The sequence below is a fragment of the uncultured Enterovirga sp. genome (genome assembly GCF_964242715.1).
Taxonomy (GTDB): domain Bacteria; phylum Pseudomonadota; class Alphaproteobacteria; order Rhizobiales; family Beijerinckiaceae; genus Enterovirga.
In genome coordinates, this window is the sequence record NZ_CAXTAZ010000008.1 from 65,424 (window position 1) to 86,193 (window position 20,770).

General features: G+C 67.5%; 25 protein-coding genes and 2 riboswitches. Of the genes, 9 read left to right on the top strand and 16 right to left on the bottom strand.

Annotated elements, in window-relative coordinates; translation table 11 throughout:
• Positions 1-99 precede the first annotated feature (99 nt).
• Positions 100-1,395 carry a M16 family metallopeptidase gene (locus ACFE87_RS06305; RefSeq protein WP_375458772.1) on the bottom strand — a complete coding sequence of 432 codons (1,296 nt, stop codon included), beginning with the start codon at positions 1,393-1,395 and terminating at the stop codon, positions 100-102.
• Positions 1,392-2,807 carry a threonine synthase gene (gene thrC / locus ACFE87_RS06310; RefSeq protein ID WP_375458773.1) on the bottom strand — a complete coding sequence of 472 codons (1,416 nt, stop codon included), beginning with the start codon at positions 2,805-2,807 and terminating at the stop codon, positions 1,392-1,394. The genes ACFE87_RS06305 and thrC overlap by 4 nt, the downstream gene beginning before the upstream one ends.
• Positions 2,808-3,028: 221 nt before the next feature.
• Between thrC and ACFE87_RS06315 the strand changes: the two genes are divergently transcribed.
• A complete protein-coding gene (locus ACFE87_RS06315; protein ID WP_375458774.1) occupies positions 3,029-3,280 on the top strand; it encodes a hypothetical protein in 252 nt (83 codons plus the stop codon).
• Between the two features lie 73 nt (positions 3,281-3,353).
• Complete coding sequence (gene sugE / locus ACFE87_RS06320; protein ID WP_375458775.1) at positions 3,354-3,668, top strand: quaternary ammonium compound efflux SMR transporter SugE; 315 nt, start codon at positions 3,354-3,356, stop codon at positions 3,666-3,668.
• On the opposite strand, the gene ACFE87_RS06325 is transcribed toward sugE, so the two are convergent.
• The 8 genes from ACFE87_RS06325 to coxB form a co-directional block, all read right to left on the bottom strand.
• Positions 3,582-4,427 carry an SURF1 family protein gene (locus ACFE87_RS06325; protein WP_375458776.1) on the bottom strand — a complete coding sequence of 282 codons (846 nt, stop codon included), beginning with the start codon at positions 4,425-4,427 and terminating at the stop codon, positions 3,582-3,584. The two genes, sugE and ACFE87_RS06325, sit on opposite strands and share 87 nt — an antisense overlap.
• Positions 4,424-4,795, bottom strand: a complete 372-nt coding sequence (locus ACFE87_RS06330) for a DUF983 domain-containing protein (protein ID WP_375458777.1) — start codon at positions 4,793-4,795, stop codon at positions 4,424-4,426. The genes ACFE87_RS06325 and ACFE87_RS06330 overlap by 4 nt, the downstream gene beginning before the upstream one ends.
• Before the next feature lie 95 nt (positions 4,796-4,890).
• Positions 4,891-5,748, bottom strand: coding sequence for a cytochrome c oxidase subunit 3 (locus ACFE87_RS06335; protein ID WP_375458778.1), 858 nt, complete (start codon positions 5,746-5,748; stop codon positions 4,891-4,893).
• A gap of 92 nt (positions 5,749-5,840) precedes the next feature.
• Positions 5,841-6,437, bottom strand: coding sequence for a cytochrome c oxidase assembly protein (locus ACFE87_RS06340; protein ID WP_375458779.1), 597 nt, complete (start codon positions 6,435-6,437; stop codon positions 5,841-5,843).
• Positions 6,434-6,592 (bottom strand): hypothetical protein, encoded by a 159-nt coding sequence (locus ACFE87_RS06345; protein WP_375458780.1) that lies wholly within the window; start codon positions 6,590-6,592, stop codon positions 6,434-6,436. Before ACFE87_RS06345 ends, ACFE87_RS06340 begins: the two co-directional genes overlap by 4 nt.
• Before the next feature lie 2 nt (positions 6,593-6,594).
• A complete protein-coding gene (locus tag ACFE87_RS06350) occupies positions 6,595-7,551 on the bottom strand; it encodes a heme o synthase (protein WP_375458781.1) in 957 nt (318 codons plus the stop codon).
• A gap of 121 nt (positions 7,552-7,672) precedes the next feature.
• A complete protein-coding gene (gene ctaD / locus ACFE87_RS06355) occupies positions 7,673-9,298 on the bottom strand; it encodes a cytochrome c oxidase subunit I (protein ID WP_375458782.1) in 1,626 nt (541 codons plus the stop codon).
• 34 nt (positions 9,299-9,332) lie between these two features.
• The gene (gene coxB, locus ACFE87_RS06360) at positions 9,333-10,145 is read right to left on the bottom strand and encodes a cytochrome c oxidase subunit II (RefSeq protein ID WP_375458820.1); all 813 of its coding nucleotides are present in this window, start codon (positions 10,143-10,145) and stop codon (positions 9,333-9,335) included.
• Positions 10,146-10,513: 368 nt separating this feature from the next.
• Between coxB and ACFE87_RS06365 the strand changes: the two genes are divergently transcribed.
• Positions 10,514-11,044 carry an invasion associated locus B family protein gene (locus ACFE87_RS06365; RefSeq protein WP_375458783.1) on the top strand — a complete coding sequence of 177 codons (531 nt, stop codon included), beginning with the start codon at positions 10,514-10,516 and terminating at the stop codon, positions 11,042-11,044.
• A 10-nt stretch (positions 11,045-11,054) separates the two neighbouring features.
• On the top strand, positions 11,055-11,627 hold the full coding sequence (locus tag ACFE87_RS06370; protein WP_375458784.1) for a hypothetical protein: 573 nt from the start codon (positions 11,055-11,057) through the stop codon (positions 11,625-11,627).
• A gap of 3 nt (positions 11,628-11,630) precedes the next feature.
• Here ACFE87_RS06370 and ACFE87_RS06375 read toward each other — a convergent pair whose 3' ends face one another.
• Entirely contained in the window at positions 11,631-12,335 is a 705-nt protein-coding gene (locus tag ACFE87_RS06375) for a DsbA family protein (RefSeq protein ID WP_375458785.1), read from the bottom strand.
• Between the two features lie 82 nt (positions 12,336-12,417).
• Positions 12,418-12,519, top strand: a riboswitch (glycine riboswitch).
• 1 nt (position 12,520) lies between these two features.
• Positions 12,521-12,623: riboswitch (glycine riboswitch) on the top strand.
• A gap of 77 nt (positions 12,624-12,700) precedes the next feature.
• Here ACFE87_RS06375 and gcvT point away from each other — a divergent pair.
• From gcvT to gcvPB, 5 genes are all read left to right on the top strand, one after another.
• Positions 12,701-13,861 carry a glycine cleavage system aminomethyltransferase GcvT gene (gcvT, locus tag ACFE87_RS06380; protein ID WP_375458786.1) on the top strand — a complete coding sequence of 387 codons (1,161 nt, stop codon included), beginning with the start codon at positions 12,701-12,703 and terminating at the stop codon, positions 13,859-13,861.
• Between the two features lie 9 nt (positions 13,862-13,870).
• Complete coding sequence (gcvH, locus tag ACFE87_RS06385) at positions 13,871-14,245, top strand: glycine cleavage system protein GcvH (protein WP_375458787.1); 375 nt, start codon at positions 13,871-13,873, stop codon at positions 14,243-14,245.
• 8 nt (positions 14,246-14,253) lie between these two features.
• Positions 14,254-14,724, top strand: a complete 471-nt coding sequence (locus ACFE87_RS06390) for an OsmC family protein (RefSeq protein ID WP_375458788.1) — start codon at positions 14,254-14,256, stop codon at positions 14,722-14,724.
• 103 nt (positions 14,725-14,827) lie between these two features.
• A complete protein-coding gene (gcvPA, locus tag ACFE87_RS06395; RefSeq protein ID WP_375458789.1) occupies positions 14,828-16,174 on the top strand; it encodes an aminomethyl-transferring glycine dehydrogenase subunit GcvPA in 1,347 nt (448 codons plus the stop codon).
• A 208-nt stretch (positions 16,175-16,382) separates the two neighbouring features.
• On the top strand, positions 16,383-17,915 hold the full coding sequence (gene gcvPB, locus ACFE87_RS06400) for an aminomethyl-transferring glycine dehydrogenase subunit GcvPB (protein ID WP_375458821.1): 1,533 nt from the start codon (positions 16,383-16,385) through the stop codon (positions 17,913-17,915).
• Between the two features lie 158 nt (positions 17,916-18,073).
• On the opposite strand, the gene ACFE87_RS06405 is transcribed toward gcvPB, so the two are convergent.
• Genes ACFE87_RS06405 through ACFE87_RS06425 form a run of 5 tightly spaced genes read right to left on the bottom strand, consistent with a single transcriptional unit; the run spans position 18,074 to position 20,734 of the window.
• Entirely contained in the window at positions 18,074-18,562 is a 489-nt protein-coding gene (locus tag ACFE87_RS06405; RefSeq protein ID WP_375458790.1) for an ATP F0F1 synthase subunit B, read from the bottom strand.
• Positions 18,563-18,571: 9 nt separating this feature from the next.
• A complete protein-coding gene (locus ACFE87_RS06410; protein ID WP_375458791.1) occupies positions 18,572-19,135 on the bottom strand; it encodes a F0F1 ATP synthase subunit B' in 564 nt (187 codons plus the stop codon).
• Positions 19,136-19,158: 23 nt separating this feature from the next.
• Positions 19,159-19,386, bottom strand: a complete 228-nt coding sequence (locus tag ACFE87_RS06415; protein ID WP_375458792.1) for a F0F1 ATP synthase subunit C — start codon at positions 19,384-19,386, stop codon at positions 19,159-19,161.
• A gap of 43 nt (positions 19,387-19,429) precedes the next feature.
• Complete coding sequence (locus ACFE87_RS06420; protein ID WP_375458793.1) at positions 19,430-20,176, bottom strand: F0F1 ATP synthase subunit A; 747 nt, start codon at positions 20,174-20,176, stop codon at positions 19,430-19,432.
• Positions 20,177-20,233: 57 nt separating this feature from the next.
• Positions 20,234-20,734 (bottom strand): AtpZ/AtpI family protein, encoded by a 501-nt coding sequence (locus ACFE87_RS06425; RefSeq protein ID WP_375458794.1) that lies wholly within the window; start codon positions 20,732-20,734, stop codon positions 20,234-20,236.
• Positions 20,735-20,770: the final 36 nt, after the last annotated feature.

Consider the following 20,770-nt stretch of genomic DNA (forward strand, 5'->3'; position numbering starts at 1 on the left):
GCTCCTGCCCGGCGGCAAGGCGGAACGGGTTGAAAGGACCGGCCGGCCTCGCGGGATCGATGGATGGGAATGTGGAGTTGCGCGCTCTTTGCGGCTGAATCAGGGTCGCGGGTCAGCCTGGAATCCCGCGCCGATGCGGGCCGTCGACTGCAGCGTCCGGATCGGCCCGATCGCCGCGACCGTGACCGGCCCGGCGAGGGTGCGGCGGCCGGCTTCGCGGACCTGATCGAGCGTCACCGCATCGACATGCGCGACCGTCTCTTCCGCCGGGATGATCCGGCCCCAGGCGAGCAACTGCCGGGCGGCGCGCTCGATGCGCCCCGCCGGCGATTCGAGGGCGGCCAGCAGCGACACCTTGAGCTGCGCCTTGCCGCGCGCGAGTTCGTCCGCCTCGAGCCCTTCGGTCGTGGCCCGGGCCGTCGCGGTGACGACATCGACGAGTTCAGCCAGGTCTTCCCGCGATGTGCCCGCCCCGATGCCGAAGAGGCCAGAATCGGTGAAGGGCCAGTGGAAGGCATCGATCGCGTAGGCGAGGCCGCGCGTCTCGCGGACCTCGTACCAGAGCCGGGAAGTGAGGCCGCCGCCGAGCGCCTGGGCGAACATGTGCAGGGCGAAATAGGCCGGGTCGCGGAAGGAGACGCCCGGCAGGCCGATGACGAGATTGGCCTGTTCCAGCTTGCGGCGGAGGCGCTTCTCGCCTCCGGTGTAGCTCGCGGGCCCGAGCGTCGGTGCGTCTCGGGCCGGGATCCCGCCGAGCGCGGCCGCAGCGCTCGCGACGACCGCCTCGTGCTCGACCGCTCCGGCCGCGGCGACGACCATGCGGGCGGGCGTGTATTCCCGCTCCATGAAGCGCTGGATCTTGGCGGCGTCGAAGCTTCGGATCGTCTCAGGCCGGCCCAGGATCGGGCGCCCGATCGCCTGGCCGGCGAAGGCATGCTCCATGAAGGCGTCCATGACGACGTCGTCCGGAGAATCCTCGACCGAGGCGTATTCCTGCAGGATGACGTTCACCTCGCGGGCGAGTTCGACCTTGTCGAAGAGCGAGCCCGTCAGAATGTCGCCGAGCACGTCGATGGCGAGGCCGGTATCCTCGCCCAGCACCCGCGCCGTGTAACTCGTGAACTCGGTCGATGTCGCGGCATTGATCTCGCCCCCGACATTCTCGATGTCCTCGGCGATGCGGCGGGCGCTGCGCCGCGTCGTGCCCTTGAAGGCCATATGCTCGATGAGATGCGACAGGCCGTGCTCGTCGTCGTGCTCGTGGCGCGATCCCGCCGCGACCCACACCCCGACGCTCGCCGTCTTCACGCCCGGCAACGCCTCGCTCACGACCGCGATGCCGTTGTCCAGATGCGACACCCGGATGCCGGGCTCCGACGTTACTGCGCCGCTCATGCCGCGTGGTTCCGGACCGCACGCGCTTCGCGCCGGATATGGGCTTCCACCGCGGCGGGGTCGTTCGGCAGGATCGTGATGCGTTCGGGCTGGGTCATGAGTTCCGCGAGATGTGGGGGGAGGGCGGGCCGCATGCCGCTCGCGCGCAGGACCGCGTCCGGGAATTTGGCCGGATGCGCGGTCGCGAGCGCGACGACCGGCACGTGGGGATCGGCCGCGAGATGCGCCCGGGCCGCCCGAACTGCGATGGCGGTGTGCGGGTCGAGCAGGTAGCCGGCCTCGCGCCAGGTCCGGCCGATCTCGTTTTCGACCTCGCTCTCCGGGACGGCATGGCCTTCAAACTCGGCCCGGATCGCCGCGAGCGGCGCGTCCGCGATGGCGAAGGACCCCGATTGGGCGAGGCCCGCCATCAGGCGGCGCACCGCCTCCGGGTCGCGGCCATGCGCCTCGAAGAGAAGCCGCTCGAAATTCGACGAGACCTGGATGTCCATGGAGGGTGAGGTGGTCGGCACGACCGCCGTCACCTCGTAGCGGCCGGTTGCGAGCGTGCGGGCCAGGATGTCGTTCGCATTCGTCGCGATGACGAGCCGCTCGATCGGCAGGCCCATGCGCTTGGCGACCCAGCCGGCGAGCACATCGCCGAAATTGCCCGTGGGAACGGCGAAGGAGACGGGGCGATGAGGTGAACCGAGCGCGACGGCTGCCGTCACATAATAGACCGCCTGCGCGGCGATGCGGGCCCAGTTGATGGAATTCACGCCCGAGAGTTGCATCTCGTCGCGGAAGGCCGTGCGCCCGAACAGGGCCTTCACGATCGCCTGGCAATCGTCGAACGAGCCCTCGATCGCGACGGTGTGGATATTCTCGGCCGCGATCGTCGTCATCTGCCGGCGCTGGACGTCCGACACGCGCCCGTGCGGGTAGAGGATGAAGACGTCGACACGACTCGAGCCTTCGAAGGCGGCCACGGCCGCGCTGCCGGTGTCCCCCGACGTCGCGCCGACGATCGTGGCGCGCCTGCCCCGGGCCGCGAGCGCGCTCTCCATCATGCGGCCGAGGAGCTGCATCGCGACGTCCTTGAAGGCGAGCGTCGGGCCGTGGAAGAGTTCCTGTACGAACAGGCCGTCGCCGATCTGCACGAGCGGGCAGGTGGCCGGATGACGAAATCCGGCATAGGCGTCGTCGATCATCCGGACGAGATCCGCGTCCGCGAACTCGCCTCCCGTGAGACGACGCAGCACAGCGGCGGCGACCTCGGGGTAGGGCCGGCCCGCGAAGGCCGCGATCTCGGTCCTGCCGAGACTCGGCCAAGTCTCGGGGACGTAGAGGCCCCCGTCGCGCGCGAGACCGGCGAGCATCGCGTCGGTGAATGACAGGGCGGGCGCCTCGCCCCGTGTCGAGATGTGCAGCATGTGGGTTCCGCTGTCGCGTTGCGACCCTAGTGTCTCGGCCGCGAGAGGCCAAGACGAGGGTGGATCGGGCGGCCCTGAACCCACGATGACGGCGGAACGATTTCGGCCTTCCAAAATGTTCTCATTCACAAGAAACTATCTGGGCGGAGTGGTCGTTTGTTCTCGTGCTTCGGTCGGCGGAACCGCCCGGTTATCGTCGTGAAGCCCTTCGGGAGAAGATAATGCGATTCACCCTGTCTGCCTTGGTCGTGTCCGTCGGCCTCGCCGGCTTCGGCATGGCTGCGCACGCTGCGCCGGTTTCGACCACGAACCCGCTCGGCTCCATCGAGTCCTCCGACATCCACAAGGTCCAGATGATGGACCGGATGGAGCGCCGCATGATGCGTCGTCGCATGGAGCGCCGTATGGATCGCCGGATGGAGCGCCGCGTCATGCGCCGGAAGGTCGAGCGCCGCATGATGCGTGGCATGTGATCGGACGGGCGTTCCCGGTGATGCGGAACGCCTGTCATCGTGACGCGGGCCGAGGTTCTGCCTCGCCCGCGTCATGACTTGGTTCATCCTCATCGTCGCTGGGCTGTTCGAGATCGGCTGGGCGATCGGACTCAAATACTCGGAGGGATTCACGCGCCCGCTGCCGACGGCGATCACTGTGGTCAGCATGGTCGTGAGCATCGTTCTCCTCGGAATCGCGCTAAAGACATTGCCGGTCGGCACCGCCTATGCGGTCTGGACGGGCATCGGCACCGTCGGTGCCGCGCTTCTCGGCATGACGCTATTCGGCGAACCGGCGACCCTGATGCGGCTCGGCTGCATCGGACTGATCGTGGCCGGTATCGCGGGCCTCAAGCTCGCCGGCTGACCCGGGCTCCCGGCCCGTCCAACGGCGCCATGCGAAGGCGCCGAACACCGCGATCAGGGTTCCGGCCAGGCCGAACCATGTCACGGCATATTGCAGGTGGCTGTTCCGAAGCGTCAGTTGGGTCTGCCCTCCCTTCGGCCACCCACCGGTCTGCGGAGTCGCGTCGGCATCGACGTAGAACGGGGCGACACGCGTGAGCCGCTTCGCCTCCGCAATATCGGACAGATTTCGGACGAACCAGCTGTTACGCCCCGCGTCGTTCCCGGGGACGAATAGCGCCCGCGTTTCCGGAGCGCGAACCAGGCCCACGATGCGGGCTTCGGACGGGCCGCTCGCGGCCGCGCTCAGGGTTGCGTCGCGCAACTCGGTCGGCACGAAGCCGCGATTGACGACGACGACCGAGCCGTCGGAACGCCGGAGAGGCGTGAACAGGTAGAAGCCCTGCACGGCCAGCCCGCGACGCTCTTCTGCCAGCCCGTGGATCGGAACCGTGAGATCGTGCAGGAGGGTGCCACGAAGTTCGATGCGTCGGAACTCGTCGGCTTCCGCGCGCCAGTCGGACCACGACGCCTCGGGCAGGACCTCGCCCGCCTCGCCGTAGGCGCGGCTTTCGATCTGGGCAAGAAGGCCCTCTTTCCAGCTCTTGCGATCGAGCTGCCAATTCCCGAGCGAGACCAGGACAGCCAGTGCGATTCCAGTCGCGACGGCGGGCATCGCGAGCGATGCGAGGCGTGTCCGAACCGCCGGTACCTCGCTCATGACTTCAACCGGCCCTGCTCGGCCTTCCGCCCGAATTGCAGCGCGATGAGAAGGCCCTTGGCGGGCCGGAGAAGCGCCAGACTGAGCCCCAACATGGTCGGCCCCCAGAGCAGGGCGTGGACCCAGAGCGGCGGCTCGTAGGTGAATTCCACCATCATCGCGAGCCCGACCACGACGATCCCGACGAAGCTCATCACGAAGAAGGCCGGACCGTCGCCCGAATCGGCGAAGGCGAAATCGAGACCGCAGACTTCGCAGCGTGGGCTCACCGTCAGGTAGCCGTCGAAGAGATGCCCGCGCCCGCAGCGGGGACAGCGGCCTCGCCATCCTGTGGTGAGAGCCGGAGGCGTCGCACGGTCGAAAGCCAAAGCTTGGAACTCCCGGCGGACCGCAGCCACAATCCGCAAAATGAAAAGGGCGGCTCGGGGCCGCCCATTTCATATGGTGTCGAGATACGTGCTCGTCAGTGTGCCGCCGTCGCGCCGCCCGAGCCCCAGACGTAGATCGCGGCAAACAGGAACAACCACACCACGTCGACGAAATGCCAATACCAGGCCGCGAATTCGAAGCCGAGATGCTGGGTCGGCGTGAACTGGCCCCAATACATCCGAAGCAGGCAAACGGCGAGGAAGATGGTCCCGATGACGACGTGGAAGCCGTGGAAGCCCGTCGCCATGAAGAAGGTCGCGCCGTAGATGTGGCCCGCGAAGCCGAAGGCGGCGTGGCTGTATTCGAAGACCTGGCAGACGGTGAACAGGACGCCGAGGGCGACGGTCAGCCAAAGCGCCTGCTTCACGCCGTTCCGGTCGCCCTCGATCAGGGCGTGGTGGGCCCAGGTCACGGTCGTGCCCGAGGTGAGCAGGATCAGCGTGTTGAGAAGCGGCAGATGCCAGGGATCGAAGGTCTCGATGCCCTTGGGCGGCCACACGCCGAGCTTGTCCGCCCGGAGATACTGCATCGCATCGCCGGCATAGAGCGCGGCGTCGAAATAGGCCCAGAACCAGGCCACGAAGAACATCACTTCGGATGCGATGAACATCATCATGCCGTAGCGGTGGTGCAGCTGCACGACGCGCGTGTGGTGATGGCCGGGCCCGGCCTCCCAGGCGACGTCGCTCCACCAGCTCATCATGGTGTAGAGGACGCCGAGGATTCCGGCGCCGAGCACGTAGGGTCCGATCTTGAACGTCTCGGGACCAAGCCCCTTCATCGTCATGACGAGGCCGATCATCATCGTGAAGGCCGAGAGCGACCCGATCAGGGGCCACGGGCTCGGATCGACGAGGTGGTAATCGTGCTTGACCTGGGTGGCCTCTGCCATGATCCGCTCTTCTCCGCCGTCCCGCGGGCCGGCAAACCTGCTTCCATTCGCTCCGCCCGGCTTACGCCGGTCGGCTGCATTCTGTCACGCCTTCACGTCTTCGGCTTGCCCGAGTCAACGGCTGCGACCGGCTCGCCGTTCCGGGAGGCGAAATAGGTGTAGGACAAGGTGATGGACGAGAGACCGTCGAGATTCCGGTCCTTGGCGAGTGCCGGGTCCACGTAGAATACGACCGGGAAATCCATCGACTCGCCCGGTGCCAGGGCCTGCTCGTCGAAACAAAAGCACTTCATCTTGACGAAGAAGGCTCCTGCCTGGCCGGGCTGGACGTTGTATGTGGCGATCCCACGGCTCATGGCCGGGCCTTCGTTCTTGACCCGAAAGAACACGGTCCGGGTCTCGCCGATACGGGCCGCCACCTCGGGCATCTCAGGGGAGAAGCTCCAGCGGAGCCCGGGCGCGACATTCGTATCGAAGCGGACCGAGACCTTCCGGGAGAGGGTTTCGGACGCTTCCGTCGAGCGGACCATCGGCGTGCCGTCATAGCCGGTGACCCGGCAGAACATGTTGTAGAGCGGCACGGCGGCATAAGCCGCGCCCACCATGAGCAGCGCGAGCGAACCGCAGGCGACGAGCGTCATCCGGCGGCCACGGCGATTGCCGACGTCCGTCGTGACGCGCGCGGTCACATCGGCCTCGCCAGGATCTGGGGCCCGATCTTCGCGATCGTCACGGCGTAGAACAGCAACACCATGAAGCCCAGCGAGATCGCGATGGCGATCGAGCGCGACCGCCGCCGCTTAAGGTCCGCCTCGCTCGGAGGAGGGAGGCTCGGCCCTGGCATGCTCACGTCGCCGACCATGGCAATGCCCGGAAGAGACCGAATCCGTGTTCCGACAGGAGCGTCGCGAAGAGGAGCAGCAGGTAGAGGATCGAGAAACCGAACAGTTCCATGGCGGCCCGGTCCGCGGACTCGCCGGTCCGGCGCCGGTAGACCTTCACGGCCAAGGCCAGCATCGCCCCGCCCGAAAGGGTCGCGATCGCCATGTAGCCGGTACCGCCGAAGCCAAGCGGGCCCGGCATGAGGGCGAGCGGCACGAGGACGAGCGTGTAGAGCAGGATCTGCAGGCGCGTCGCGTCCGGGCCGGCGACATTCGGCAGCATCGGAATGCCGGCGCGGCCATATTCTCCCGACTTGACGAGCGCCAGCGCCCAGAAATGCGGTGGCGTCCAGACGAAAATGATTGCGAAGAGGACGATGGTGTCCAGGTGGACGGCGCCGGTCACGGCAGCCTGACCGATGATCGGGGGAAGAGCGCCCGCGGCCCCGCCTATCACGATATTCTGTGCCGTGACCCTTTTCAGGCCCATCGAATAGACGACGACGTAGAACAGGATGGTGAGCGCGAGAAGAAGCGCGGAAAGCCAGTTCGCGATGAGCCCGAGCGCCAGGACGGAGCCCACCGAAAGGGCGGTTCCGAATGCGAAGGCTTCGCCCGGCGTGACCCGCCCGGCCGGGATCGGACGCGTCCGCGTGCGGGTCATCACCGAGTCGATGTCGGCGTCCCACCACATGTTGAGGCAGCCCGACGCGCCGGCGCCGATCGCGATCATCAGGAGCGACGCGGCCGCCAGGACCGGATGGATGCCAGACGGCGTCACCAGCATGCCGACCAATGCCGTCAGCACGACGAGCGACATCACCCGCGGCTTCAGAAGCATGAAATAGTCGCGCACCTCCCCGCCGCCGGCAATCGCGGCGGGAGCAGTGATGGGATCGAAGGTCTTGGACAGCGTGGTCATAATGCTCAGTCTGCAGTGACGGCATCAGAGCCTTGCCGCTCATCCCGGCGGAAGCCGGGATCCAGCGGGCATAGGCTGAGAAGGCTCCTCGGTCCCGGCTTTCGCCGGGATGAGCGGTTGGTCAATGGTGATCGGTGTCGGCGATGACCGGCAGCGTCTCGTATTGGTGGAACGGCGGCGGCGACGGCAACGTCCATTCGAGCGTGGTCGCGCCGGCACCCCATGGGCTGTTCGCGGCCTGCTCCTTCGACTGGAAGGCGCGCCAGAGTCCGTACAGGAAGATCAGGAGGCCGAAAGCGAACAGGTAGGAGCCGAACGAGGCGACCCGGTTCCAGCCCGCGAAGGCATCCGGATAATCCGCATAGCGTCGCGGCATGCCGGCCAGGCCGAGAAAGTGCATCGGGAAGAAAAGCACGTTCGCGCCGATGAACGAGACCCAGAAGTGCAGGATGCCAATATTCTCCGGAATGATGCGGCCCGACATCTTCGGGAACCAATAATAGATCCCGCCGAAGATCATGAACACGGCGCCGAGCGACAGCACGTAGTGGAAGTGCGCGACGACGTAATAGGTGTCGTGCATGTAGCGGTCGATGCCGGCATTCGCGAGCACGACGCCGGTGACGCCGCCGACCGTGAACAGGAAGATGAAGCCGATCGCCCAATGCATCGCGGCCGAGAAGCGGATCGAGCCGCCCCACATGGTCGCGATCCAGGAGAAGATCTTCACGCCCGTCGGCACCGCGATGACCATCGTGGCGAAGACGAAATAGGCCTGCGTCTGCAGCGAGAGGCCGACCGTGTACATGTGGTGGGCCCACACGACGAAGCCGACGACGCCGATCGCGACCATCGCGTAGGCCATGCCGAGATAGCCGAAGATCGGCTTCTTCGAGAAGGTCGAAATGATGTGCGACACGATGCCGAAGGCCGGCAGGATCATGATGTAGACTTCGGGGTGGCCGAAGAACCAGAACAGGTGCTGGTAGAGGACCGGATCGCCGCCGCCGGCCGGATCGAAGAAGGTCGTGCCGAAATTGCGGTCGGTCAGCAGCATGGTGATCGCTCCTGCCAGGACAGGAAGCGCGAGCAGCAGCAGGAACGCCGTCACCAGGATCGACCAGGCGAAAAGCGGCATCTTGTGCATCGTCATGCCGGGCGCGCGCATGTTCAGGATCGTGGTGATGAAGTTGATGGCGCCCAGGATTGACGCCGCGCCCGCCAGGTGAAGCGACAGGATGGCGAAATCGAGCGCCGGGCCCGGATGCCCGGTGGTCGAGAGCGGCGGGTAGACCGTCCAGCCGCCGCCGAAGCCGAGAGACCCCGGCGCGCCCTCGAAGAAGAGGGAGACCACGAGAAGGCCGAAGCCCGCGACCGTCAGCCAGAACGAGACGTTGTTCATGCGCGGGAAGGCCATGTCGGGCGCGCCGATCATCAACGGCACGAACCAGTTCCCGAAGCCGCCGATCAGCGCGGGCATAACCAGGAAGAATACCATGATCAGGCCGTGGCCCGTCACGAAGACGTTGTAGGTCTGCGGGTTCGAGAAGATCTGCAGCCCCGGCTCCTGCAATTCGAGCCGCATCGCGATCGACAGCGCCGCGCCGACAAGACCCGCGCAGAAGGAGAAGATCAGGTAGAGGGTGCCGATGTCCTTGTGGTTGGTCGAATACAACCACCGACGCCAGCCGGTCGGCGTGTGGTGCTCGTGATCATGGGCGTGATCGAGGTGGGCTGCATGTGCCATCGGGAGACCCTTCGGTCCTCGTGTTCTGACGGAATCAGTTCTGGATGCGGGAGTCGGCAAGCTTGCGTGCCGCTGCCGGCGGTTCGATCGCGGCGTATTTGGTCTGCGCTTCCGCAACCCAGGCCGCGTACTCGGCGTCGCTGACGACCCGGATGGTGATCGGCATGTAGGCGTGGCGCTGCCCGCAGAGTTCCGAACACTGGCCGTGATAGGTGCCCTCGCGCTCGGCCTTGAACCAGGTCTCATTCAGGCGCCCCGGCACGGCGTCGACCTTGATGCCGAAGGACGGCATCGCGAAGGCATGCAGGACGTCTGCCGCGGTGACCTGAACCCGCACGACTTTATTCACCGGGACGACGACGTCATTGTCGGTCGCCAGGAGGCGGATCTGGCCGGGCTTCAGGTCCTTTTCCTCGACCAGGTTCGCGTCGAACTTGAACCCGCCCTTGCCGTCCTTGTCGCCCGGATACTCGTACCCCCAATACCAGGCGTTCCCCGTAGCCTTAATGGTCATGTCGGCCGGCGGGATGATGAGCTGCGCGCGCAGAAGCCGGAAAGACGGGATCGCGATGATGACGAGGATCAGGACGGGGAGGATCGTCCAGGCGATCTCGATCGCCGTGTTGTGCGCGGTCTTGGACGGTGTCGGGTTCGCCTTCTCGTTGAAGGCGAAGGCGCAATAGGCGATCAGGCCCGCAACGAAGAGGGTGATGGCCGTGATCAGCCACATCAGGATGGTGTGGAAGGAATGCAGCTGTTCCGCGATCGGAGTGACCGGATTCTGCATCGCGATCTGCCAGGGTTCGGGCCGGCCCGTGCCGGCGGCAAGCGCGACGCTCGCCCACATGCCCACGACGACAGCACCCAGTCCGGTGCCCACGGCCTTAGCACTCACTCTCACGATTCCAGACCCTCTCGGACCCTGCGGGTTCGGCTCTGCGTCTCGGTCTGCGGCAGCGAGATCCTGGGAACGCCCGGTCGCAGATCAGGCGCCTCGGCGCCGCACTTTCGAACCGTTTAAGACCACAAGGCGCAGGCCGACGCAATCGCGCGGGCCGGTCCGGAAATGCGTCATAAGGGCCTCTCCCGGAGCTCCGGCGACGGGCGCCGCGTCCAGCCGACCAGGCCGCCCGGTTCGCGCTTGACAGCCCCGCCCCCGCATGGTCCGAAACCGCGCTTGCGAGCGGGCTCCCCTTCGAGCCCGGAGGAGTGGTGATGTCGACGCGTTTCCCTTCGGGGCGGTGCTGCCGGCGATGGACCCTGGCGGCCGTCGCGCTGGTGGCTTTGGCCCTGTCAGGTTCTCCGCCGGCCTTCGCTCAGGGCGTCGTCCGCAACTCCTTCCGGGATTGGCAGCTCCGCTGCGAGACACCGGCCGGCGCTCAGGCCGAGCAATGCGCGCTCGTCCAGAACGTCGCGGCCGAGGATCGCCCCAACATCACCCTCCTGGTCATCGTGCTGAAGACCGCGGATGCGAAAAGCCGCCTGCTCCGGGTCGTCGCGCCGCTGGGCGTGCTTCTGCCGGCCGGGCTCGGCCTCAAGATCGACAATGTCGATGTCGGGCGGGCGGGCTTCGTCCGGTGCCTCACGACGGGTTGCGTCGCCGAGGTGGTGATGGAAGACAATCTCTTGAACCAGCTCAAGACCGGCAAGCAGGCGACCTTCATCGTCTTCCAGACGCCGGAGGAGGGGGTCGGGATCCCGGTCTCTCTGGAAGGTTTCGGGCCCGGATTCGACGCGCTGCCCTGAGGTCGATGCGATGCGGTTCACGATAAAGTTGGGTTCGGGGCCGCTTCTCCTCGTCGCCATGCTGGCGCTGCCGGCCTGCACCTCGTCCGGCTCGGGGGGCAGCGACATGGGATCGACCCTCGGCAACATGCTCCGTTACGGCAGCACGACCGAGCCCCCGCTCGCACGTGCGGTCGAGGTCGAGGCCACGGAATGTCCGGCCGTCACGGTGGCGGACGGCGGAGCCGCCCTCCGGCGCGGCACGAGCCAGATTTCCATCGCCAATGTCGCCCGGGAATGCATCGAGCGGGCGGGAGGCGCGATCTCCGTCAAGGTCGGGCTGGAAGGCAGGGCGCTGCTGGGGGCGGGCGGCGGCGGTGGCCGCTTCGACGTGCCCGTCACCTTTCAGATCAAGCGCGGCGATCGCGTGATCGTGAGCCGGCTCAAGCGGGTCGCCGTCACCATTCCGGCGAACGACACGCAGAGCTCGTTCATGGCGATCGAGAGCGACATGATCGTGCCGCCCGGCACGGGAGAATACGAGATCGAGGTCGGGCTCGGGGGCGCGGCTGCTGCTGCATCGCCCCGCCGCCGCCGGGGTTGACGATCAGCAGCTGATCGACCCGCAGCGCCGGGCGGAGGCCACGATCCGGGCAAGCGCCTGGGCACCGGGATAGCCCAGCACGGTCGCGCCCCCCACCACGTAGGACGGCGTCGCCGAAATACCGAGCGAGGCCGCGAGCCGCTGTTGGCGGGCGAGCATCTCGCCGATTTCCGAGGACGCGGCCAGCGTTTCGAGTTTTCCCCGCTCGGCGCCGAATTCGACAGCCGCGTCGAGCGCTCTTGGCCCGTCGATCCGGCCGGGCGTCTCGAAGAGGCGCCGATGCAGGCCGTAGGATGCGCCCGCGCCCTTCAGCGTGAGGAGCGCGAGATCCACCTTGGCGGCCGCGGCCGAAGCCGGCGACAGGATCGGGTTGTTGACGAGCCCGACCCGCAGGTCGGGCTCTTCCATCCGGAGCGCGTCCCGCGCCTTTTCCGCTGCCCGACACCAGGGACAGTTATAATCGTAGAATTCGATGAGCTTCACCGAGGCGGAGCGCGGCCCGGCCCAGATCGCACCGGGCAAGTCCTCGATATCCTCGACGAGTTCCACCGGTGCGCGGTAGTTCGGCACGGGCTGGCCATTGTCGCCCATGACGGCGAACCACTGGTTCGCGGCCTGGGCCCGGGCCGGGGCCGAGAGGAGGCCGAGCCCGCCCGCAAGGGCGAGCGTTCCGAGACGTCGTCGATCGATCAGGCGGATGGCGGTCATGGGCCCTGGATGCCGGAGCGAAGCGGCGGAAGCGCGGCGGCGATTGACAGCTTCGTCGCACCCTCCCTAAGAAACGGTGCCGCTGATCCCCGCGGGAGAGTTCGGACGGAGCCGCGAGGCATCGTTCGACGCCGAAGGCGCAACCGCCCCGGAAACGCTCAGGCACCAGGACCGCGGGGAGCTGGCACTCTGGAAAGCGACGCCGCGACACACGCGGCGTCCACCGAAGGGCGTAACCCGTGCGGCACAGGCCGCAGGGGGAAATCTCTCAGGTCCCGGGACAGAGGGGGCGCGTTTCTTGCGGCTGCGAACCCTCGGGTTGCGCGGTCCGCGGGAGAGCAGCGCAACCGTGTCCGGGGTGATCGATGGCCGACCAAGAGACCGCCGAGCCCGCCCAGCAGGCGGAGGCACCCCTCGCAGAGACGCCGCTTGCGTCCCTCCATATCGCTGCGGGCGGCCGTATGGTCGCCTTCGCCGGCTATGCGATGCCGGTCCAGTATCCGTCCGGAATCCTGGCCGAACATGCCTGGACGCGCGAGCAGGCCGGCCTGTTCGACGTCTCCCATATGGGCCAGGCCAAGCTCGTCGGCCCCGATTTCGCGACCTCGGCGCGCGCGCTCGAGGGCATGGTGGCCGCCGACGTGCTCGGCCTTCGTCCCGGCCAGCAGCGATACACCCAGATCCTGAACGAGGAGGGCGGCATCGTCGACGACCTGATGGTCGCGCGGCCCGCCGATCCCGCCCAGGACGGTGAGATCCTCCTCGTCGTCAATGCGGGCACCAAGGATGCGGATTATCGCCTCATGGCCGCCACCCTTCCGGACGGTGTCTCGCTCCAGCCGATGCCGGACCGCGCTCTCCTCGCGCTGCAGGGTCCGCAAGCGGCGGACGTGCTGGCCCGGTTAGAGCCCTCGCTGGCCACGATGAGCTTCATGCAAACCGCCTCCGCGACCCTCGCCGGGATGCCGGTTCATCTCAGCCGGTCGGGCTATACAGGCGAGGACGGCTTCGAGATCTCGGTCGCGGCCGGGCAGGCGGCCGACCTCTGGGCCCTGCTCCTCCGGGACGAACGCGTGCGCCCGAGCGGGCTCGGCGCCCGCGATTCGCTGCGGCTCGAGGCGGGGCTTCCGCTCTATGGTCACGATATCAACCAGGAGACCTCGCCCGTCGAGGCCGGCTTGACCTGGTCCATCGGCAAGCGACGGCGCGAGGCGGGCGGCTTCCCGGGCCAGATTCGCATCGCGCGCGAGATCGCGGAGGGCCCGGTGCGGCGCCGCGTCGGCATCCGGGTCGAGGGCCGCAGCCCCGCCCGCGAGCATGCCGACATCCTCGACGCGGCCGGCGAACTGATCGGCAAGGTGACGTCGGGCGGCTTCGGCCCGACCGTCGGGGCGCCGGTCGCGATGGGCTATGTCGTCCCGGATTTCGCCGCCGTCGGCACCGCGGTCGGACTGGTGGTCCGCGGCCGCACCGTGCCGGGCCAGATCGTCAAAATGCCGTTCGTCCCACACCGCTACAGGCGCTGAGGAGCATCCATGACCGTTCGCTACACCAAGGATCACGAATACGTCTCGGTCGAGGGCGACGTCGCGACCGTCGGGATCACCGACTACGCGCAGTCGCAACTCGGCGACGTGGTCCATGTCGAATTGCCCACGGTCGGCCGGACCCTCGTCAAGGGCGAGGAGGCCGCGGTGGTCGAGAGCGTGAAGGCGGCGAGCGAGGTCTTCGCGCCCGTATCCGGCACGGTGACGGCCGTGAACGGCGAGCTCGAGGACATGCCCGCGACCGTGAACGAGGATCCGGCCGGCCGCGGCTGGTTCATGCAGCTCGAATTGTCCGATCCGGCGGAGCTCGACGGGCTCATGACCGAGGCGGATTACGCGGCCTATGTGGCCTCGATCAGCTGACCGTAGCGATGTCGCACAGCTACTCGGCGGTGGTGGAGTGGAGGCGGGGCAGCGATGCCTTCCTCGACAACCGCTACAGCCGCGGCCATCGCTGGCTCTTCGACGGCGGCGTCGAGGTGCCGGCTTCCTCCGCGCCCTCGTCGGTGCCTTTGCCTTATTCGCGCGAGGACGCCGTCGATCCCGAGGAGGCCTTCGTGGCGGCCCTCTCCAGCTGCCACATGCTGTTCTTCCTCCATCTCGCGGCGAAACGCGGCTTCGTGGTCGAGAGCTACCGGGACGCGGCGAGCGGGCACATGGCCCGCAACGCGAACGGCAAGCTCTTCATGAGCGCGGTCACGCTCTCGCCGGAGGTCATCTTCGGCGGCGACGCCGTCCCGGATGCCACCGCCATCGAGGCGCTCCACCATGCCGCTCACGACGAATGCTACCTCGCGAATTCGGTCCTGACCGAGATCACGATCGCGGCGCCGGCCCGATGACCGGCGCCCCTCTCCCGCTCGTCCCGGCTCAAGCCGGGACCCAGAACCCCTCCTGGGCCCCGGCTTGCGCCGGGGTGAGCGGCCAAACCCGAAGGTTTGCCTGATGCGCTTCCTCCCGCTGACCGAGACCGACCGCGCCACGATGCTCGGCCGGGTCGGCATCGACTCGATCGACGCCCTCTTCGCCGACGTGCCCGAAGGCGCGCTCCTGCCGGAGCCGCCCGACTTGCCGCGGCATCGGGGAGAATTGGAGGTCGAACGCATCCTCGGCCGCATGGCCGCCCGGAACGTGCCCGCCTCGAGCGTGCCCTTCTTCGTCGGCGCCGGCGCCTACAAGCATCACGTCCCGGCAAGCGTCGACCACCTGATCCAGCGCTCGGAATTCCTGACGAGCTACACGCCCTACCAGCCCGAGATCGCGCAGGGGACGCTGCAATATCTGTTCGAGTTCCAGACCCAGGTCGCGGCGCTGACCGGCATGGAGGTCGCCAACGCCTCGATGTATGACGGCTCGACCGGCACGGCCGAGGCGGTGCTGATGGCCCACCGGGTCACGAGGCGCCGCCGGGCGGTGCTCTCCGGTGGCCTGCACGCGCATTATGGCGAGGTCGTCCGCACCATCTCGCACATGTCGGGCGACGACGTCGTCTCTCTGCCGCCGGACGTGCGGGCGAGCGAGGACATCGTGGCCGCGATCGACGGCAGCACCTCCTGCGTCATTGTCCAGAGCCCGGACATGTTCGGCAACCTCCGCGACCTCCGGCCGATCGCCGAGGCGGCGCACCGCCACGGGGCGCTCCTCATCGCCGTCTTCACGGAGGCCATGTCGCTCGGCCTCGTCGAATCGCCCGGCGCGATGGGGGCCGACATCATCGTCGGCGAAGGCCAGTCGATCGGGAACGCGCTTTCCTTCGGCGGCCCCTATGTCGGCCTGTTCGCGACCCGCACGAAATACATCCGCCAGATGCCGGGCCGGCTCTGCGGCGAGACGGTCGACGCCGAGGGCCGCCGCGGCTTCGTGCTGACCCTCTCGACACGCGAGCAGCATATCCGCCGCGACAAGGCGACCTCGAATATCTGCACGAATTCAGGCCTTTGCTGTCTGGCTTTCACCATTCACATGACGCTTCTGGGCGAGACAGGCCTCGCCCGCCTGGCCCGGGTCAATCACGCGAATGCCGTCGCGTTGGCCGACAGTCTGGCCGACTTGCCGGACGTCGCGGTTCTCAACACGACCTTCTTCAACGAATTCACAATCCGGCTCCCGAAGCCAGCTGCCGCGATCGTGGAAGCCTTGGCGGAGCGTGGCATCCTGGCCGGGGTGCCCGTGTCGCGCCTCCTCCCCGGACAGGGCCTCGACGACCTCCTCCTCGTCGCCTCGACCGAGGTGAACACGGATGAGGACCGGGCGGCTCTCGTCCAAGGCCTCTCGGAGGCGTTGACTCGATGAGGGCAGCCCCAACCTCGCTCTCCCCCCGCAAGGCGGAGGGGAGGGCCGGCTCGCCGCAGGCCGCAATCGACCCCGACACGGGAATCGCATCATGTTGAACCGCCAAGGTCGCCAGACCTCCCTCACGGCTGTCGCCGACGAACCCGCCGTGTCCGGCGCGCCGGATGGCGAGCGCCCGCCGGTCGGGCGCGCGGATGCGTCCGGCTCGATGCGGGCCCATCATCCGACCTTCACGGGCAATCGGGCGCTGGCCCAGATCGAGCCGCTGATCTTCGAGATCGGACGGCTGGAGGCGACGGGGGTCGATCTCGACGAGCCCGGCCCCCACCGGACGCGGCTCGGCGGGCTGGAGCGGCAGGAGCCCATCGGGCTGCCCGGCCTCTCCGAACCCGAGACGATGCGGCATTACGTGCGGCTCTCCCACCAGAATTACGGCATCGATACGGGCCTGTTTCCGCTCGGCTCCTGCACGATGAAGCACAATGCCCGGCTGAACGAGCGCATGGCCCGGCTGCCGGGCTTCGGTGACATCCACCCGCTGCAGCCGATCTCGACCGTGCAGGGCGCACTCGCGCTCATGACGGAACTCGCCCGCTATCTCACGACGCTTACCGGCATGCCGGCCGTCGCCCTTCAGCCGAAGGCGGGCGCGCATGGCGAACTCCTCGGCATGATGGCGATCAAGGCTGCCATCGCGGCGCGCGGCGAGGCCGCGACCCGTAACGTCGTGCTCGTGCCGGAATCGGCGCACGGCACCAATCCGGCGACCGCCGCCCTGATCGGCTTCAAGGTGAGGCCCGTCCCGGCCCGCGACGACGGTTGGGTCCACATCGCCGATGTCCGCCCGCTGCTCGGCCCCGACATCGCGGCCATCATGCTGACGAACCCAAATACCTGCGGCCTCTTCGAGCCGCGGGCCAAAATGATCGCCGACGCTCTGCACGAATGCGGCGGCTACTTCTATTGCGACGGCGCCAATTTCAACGCCATCGTCGGCAAGGTCAGGCCCGGCGATCTCGGCGTCGACGCCATGCATATCAACCTGCACAAAACCTTCTCGACCCCGCACGGGGGAGGCGGGCCCGGCGCCGGACCTGTCGTCCTGTCCGAGGCGCTCGCGCCCTTCGCGCCGGTGCCCTTCGTGCGCGACGATGGCCAGGGCTTCCAGCTCGTGGAGAATGCGGACGACGTCGAGGGCGCATCGCCTTTCGGCCGGATGACCGCCTTCCACGGCCAGATGGGCATGTTCGTGCGGGCGCTCGCCTACATGCTGTCGCACGGCTCGGATGGGATGCGGCAGGCTTCAGAGGACGCCGTGCTGAACGCCAATTACGTCCGGGCCTCTCTGTCCGACCTGATGTCGCTGCCCTTCGGCGACAAGCCCTGCATGCATGAGGTCTTGTTCGACGATCAATGGCTCGAAGGGACGGGCATCACCACGCTCGACATGGCCAAGGCGATGATAGACGAGGGCTACCATCCGATGACGGTGTATTTCCCGCTCGTCGTGCACGGCGCCATGCTGATCGAGCCGACCGAGTCCGAATCGAAGGCCTCCCTCGACCTCTTCATCGCTTCCCTGCGCGACCTCGCCATGGCCGCGAAAGCGGGAGACACGGCCCGTTTCAAGGGCGCACCCTATCACGCTCCGCGACGGCGGCTCGACGAGACGCAAGCGGCGCGGAAACCGGTGCTCAGGTGGGTGCCGCCGGCTCCCATGCCGGCCCAGGCGGCGGAGTAGCAGAACTCGCCTGCGCCTCCCTCATCATCTCAAGGAGCTGGTGGCGAACGCCGTCGGAGTCTCAAGGTACGCAGGGCGCTCTTCGCGTCAAACCGTCATGCGTGCTTCGAGACGCAAGGCTTCGCCTCGCTCCTCAGCATGACGCCCTGGGGTGCTCCCTACGAATGCAGCTTGCTGCGAATCTCGCCGAGCGAGCGGACGAGGAGGTCCTCCCCGCCTTGGCCGCGAACCTGCTCGCGGAGCACGGCTTCGGAAACCTTGACGGCGGCCTCGGCAGCGGCCGCACGGACCTGCTGCGTCGCCTGCACCTCGGCCTGGGCGATCTTCGCCTCGGCCGCGGCGGTGCGACGGGTGACGAATTCAGCCATCCGCTCGTGGGCCTCGCGGGCCACGCCCTCGGCCTCGACGCGGGCGGCGGCGACCATCTCCTCGGCCTCGCGCTCGGCTTCGTCGCGACGGCGGGTATAGTCGGCAAGGACGGCGGCAGCCTCCTCACGGAGGCGCTTCGCCTCGTCGAGTTCCGCTTGGACAAGGCGGCCGCGGCCGTCGATCGCGTCGGTGATCTGCCGGAATCCGCCGACATACCAGATGACCCCCATCAGGATCACGAAGGCGACGAGGACCCAGAATTCGGCCGTGAAAAACATGACGGGCGCCTAGTTCCGAAGGGTGCGCTCGAGCGCGGATTCGACCGCGTTCGGGTCGGGAGCCCGGCCGGTCAGCCGTTCCACGATGGCGGAGGCCGCCTCCGAGGCGATCGATCGGACATTCGACATCGCAGCTTCCGTCCCCGACCGGATCGTGGCCTCGGCCGCGGCGAGCTTCTCGGCGAGGTCGGCTTCCAGCGCCTTGCGCCTGGTCTCGGTCTCGGCCGTCAGCCGGTTCCGAGTCTCCTGGGCGATGGCCTTGGAACTGGCCCGGGCCTCCGCGAGCGACTGCTCGTAGGCCGCCTCGGCGACATGCGACTGGTCGCGAAGACCTTGCGCCTCGTCGAGGTCGCGCCGGATGCGCTCCTGGCGATCCTTGAGGATGGCGCCGATCTTCGGGAGCGTGAGCTTCGACATGACGTAATAGAGCAGGCCGAAGGCGATCGCGAACCAGATGAGCTGGCCCGCGAAGGTTTCGGCCTGGAAGGGCGGGAATCCCGGCTGGTGGGGAGCCTGTTCGGCCACCTGCGACCCCGTGCGAGGGGTCCCGGCGGGCGCCTGCGCCTGTGCCATCGGCGTGTCCCGTGACCTCTCGATCAGACCGCGAACAGCAGCAGCAGCGCGACGAGCAGCGAGAAGATCCCGAGCGCCTCAGTCACGGCGAAGCCGAAGATCAGGCGCGCGAACTGTCCGTCTGCGGCCGACGGGTTGCGCAGGGCACCGGCGAGATAGCTCGAGAAGATGTTCGCCACGCCGATGGCTGCTGCGCCCATGCCGAGGGTGGCCAGGCCGGCGCCGATGTACTTGGCAGCAACGGGATCCATTGTGAAAGGCTCCTAAACGAAGATCAGAGGGGAGGAAGTCGGCTCAGTGGCCGGGGTGAAGCGCGTCGTTCAGATACATGCAGGACAGAAGCGCGAACACGTATGCCTGCAGGAACGCCACGAGGAACTCGAGCGCCGTGAAGGCGACAGCGAGGGCCAGGGGCAGCGGTGCCAGCAGGACGGTCCAGGCGCTGTAGCTCAGCAGCGACGCCACGAAGGCGGCGAAGATCTTCAGAGCGATGTGCCCGGCCAGCATATTGGCGAAGAGGCGGACCGACAGGCTGATCGGCCGCGAGAGGAAGGAGATGACCTCGATCACGGCGACGAGCGGCAGGATGTAGCCCGGGATGCCGGACGGAACGAAGAGCTGGAGGAAGTGCGTGCCGTGCTTTGCGAAGCCGTAGGCGATGACGGTCGTCACCACCACCATGGCGAGCGCGAAGGTGACGATGATGTGGCTCGTGACCGTGAAGCCGTACGGGATCATCCCGAAAAGGTTCAGCACGAGCACGAAGGTGAAGAGCGAGAAGACGAGCGGGAAGAAGCGCATGCCCTCTTCGCCGGCGGATTGCCTGACCGTCGTCGCGACGAACTCGTAGCTGAGCTCCACGAGCGACTGCAACCGTCCCGGAACCAGCGCGGCCGTGCGGCTGGCCGAATAGACGGCCAGCGAGATCAGGCCCGCGGCAGCCAGCATGTAGAGGCTGGATTGCGTCAGCCCGATCTGCGGGATGATGGGCAGAAGCTCGAACTGATGGATCGGGTCGATCTTCGTCGTCGGATCGGCCATCTCAGCGTCAGTGCCTTCGCGTTCTCGCCAGCGTCGAACCTCTCGACGCCGTTCGACCTATGGATCCGGCTTCCGTGCACCACCTTCTCGTCCCAGTACCGCCGACGTTCCGGCAGACCGAATGACGTTGAAGACGCCGGCCACGAAGCCGAGCAACAGAAAGACGATCAAACCCCAGGGCGAGGTTCCGAGGCCCTTGTCGAAGGCCCAACCGAGCCCGCCGCCGACAAGAACGCCGGCGATGAACTCGCTCGATGCACGAAGCGCGCGAGCGAGACCCGAGGGATCGGACGACGACGCGCGTGCGGCCGATCCTGGTGGCGGGGCAGGGCGCCTCGCTTCCAGTTCGGCCCCGAGACGCTGAAGTCTCCCGGACAGATCGCCTCCGGGGGCCGCCTCCGACCTCTCCCCTCGACCGTCGCGCGAGTCTTTGCCGTTCATGGCGAAACCCGAATGCCGACGAGCAGGATGGTCCGGACACCCCCCGAAGCCGGCGGCACCATAGTTTCCGGGTCCTGAGGTGTCAAGAATGAGGCGGAACCCGTAAGTCACTGACATCGCACGAGATACGTGCTTTTCCGCGATCCTGGCCCG

What these genes read in the sequence shown, in the direction of transcription:
- coxB (WP_375458820.1), bottom strand. Translation starts at nt 10,145, where the DNA reads ATGTGGGCGAGCGTCGCGCTTGCCGCCGGCACGGGCCGGCCCGAACCC.
- ACFE87_RS06425 (WP_375458794.1), bottom strand. Translation starts at nt 20,734, where the DNA reads ATGTCAGTGACTTACGGGTTCCGCCTCATTCTTGACACCTCAGGACCC.
- ACFE87_RS06410 (WP_375458791.1), bottom strand. Translation starts at nt 19,135, where the DNA reads ATGGCACAGGCGCAGGCGCCCGCCGGGACCCCTCGCACGGGGTCGCAG.
- ACFE87_RS06325 (WP_375458776.1), bottom strand. Translation starts at nt 4,427, where the DNA reads ATGAGCGAGGTACCGGCGGTTCGGACACGCCTCGCATCGCTCGCGATG.
- thrC (WP_375458773.1), bottom strand. Translation starts at nt 2,807, where the DNA reads ATGCTGCACATCTCGACACGGGGCGAGGCGCCCGCCCTGTCATTCACC.
- ACFE87_RS06305 (WP_375458772.1), bottom strand. Translation starts at nt 1,395, where the DNA reads ATGAGCGGCGCAGTAACGTCGGAGCCCGGCATCCGGGTGTCGCATCTG.
- ACFE87_RS06315 (WP_375458774.1), top strand. Translation starts at nt 3,029, where the DNA reads ATGCGATTCACCCTGTCTGCCTTGGTCGTGTCCGTCGGCCTCGCCGGC.
- ctaD (WP_375458782.1), bottom strand. Translation starts at nt 9,298, where the DNA reads ATGGCACATGCAGCCCACCTCGATCACGCCCATGATCACGAGCACCAC.
- gcvPA (WP_375458789.1), top strand. Translation starts at nt 14,828, where the DNA reads ATGCGCTTCCTCCCGCTGACCGAGACCGACCGCGCCACGATGCTCGGC.
- gcvT (WP_375458786.1), top strand. Translation starts at nt 12,701, where the DNA reads ATGGCCGACCAAGAGACCGCCGAGCCCGCCCAGCAGGCGGAGGCACCC.
- ACFE87_RS06415 (WP_375458792.1), bottom strand. Translation starts at nt 19,386, where the DNA reads ATGGATCCCGTTGCTGCCAAGTACATCGGCGCCGGCCTGGCCACCCTC.
- gcvPB (WP_375458821.1), top strand. Translation starts at nt 16,383, where the DNA reads ATGCGGGCCCATCATCCGACCTTCACGGGCAATCGGGCGCTGGCCCAG.
- sugE (WP_375458775.1), top strand. Translation starts at nt 3,354, where the DNA reads ATGACTTGGTTCATCCTCATCGTCGCTGGGCTGTTCGAGATCGGCTGG.
- ACFE87_RS06365 (WP_375458783.1), top strand. Translation starts at nt 10,514, where the DNA reads ATGTCGACGCGTTTCCCTTCGGGGCGGTGCTGCCGGCGATGGACCCTG.
- ACFE87_RS06350 (WP_375458781.1), bottom strand. Translation starts at nt 7,551, where the DNA reads ATGACCACGCTGTCCAAGACCTTCGATCCCATCACTGCTCCCGCCGCG.
- ACFE87_RS06345 (WP_375458780.1), bottom strand. Translation starts at nt 6,592, where the DNA reads ATGCCAGGGCCGAGCCTCCCTCCTCCGAGCGAGGCGGACCTTAAGCGG.
- ACFE87_RS06375 (WP_375458785.1), bottom strand. Translation starts at nt 12,335, where the DNA reads ATGACCGCCATCCGCCTGATCGATCGACGACGTCTCGGAACGCTCGCC.
- ACFE87_RS06370 (WP_375458784.1), top strand. Translation starts at nt 11,055, where the DNA reads ATGCGGTTCACGATAAAGTTGGGTTCGGGGCCGCTTCTCCTCGTCGCC.
- gcvH (WP_375458787.1), top strand. Translation starts at nt 13,871, where the DNA reads ATGACCGTTCGCTACACCAAGGATCACGAATACGTCTCGGTCGAGGGC.
- ACFE87_RS06405 (WP_375458790.1), bottom strand. Translation starts at nt 18,562, where the DNA reads ATGTTTTTCACGGCCGAATTCTGGGTCCTCGTCGCCTTCGTGATCCTG.
- ACFE87_RS06420 (WP_375458793.1), bottom strand. Translation starts at nt 20,176, where the DNA reads ATGGCCGATCCGACGACGAAGATCGACCCGATCCATCAGTTCGAGCTT.
- ACFE87_RS06390 (WP_375458788.1), top strand. Translation starts at nt 14,254, where the DNA reads ATGTCGCACAGCTACTCGGCGGTGGTGGAGTGGAGGCGGGGCAGCGAT.
- ACFE87_RS06335 (WP_375458778.1), bottom strand. Translation starts at nt 5,748, where the DNA reads ATGGCAGAGGCCACCCAGGTCAAGCACGATTACCACCTCGTCGATCCG.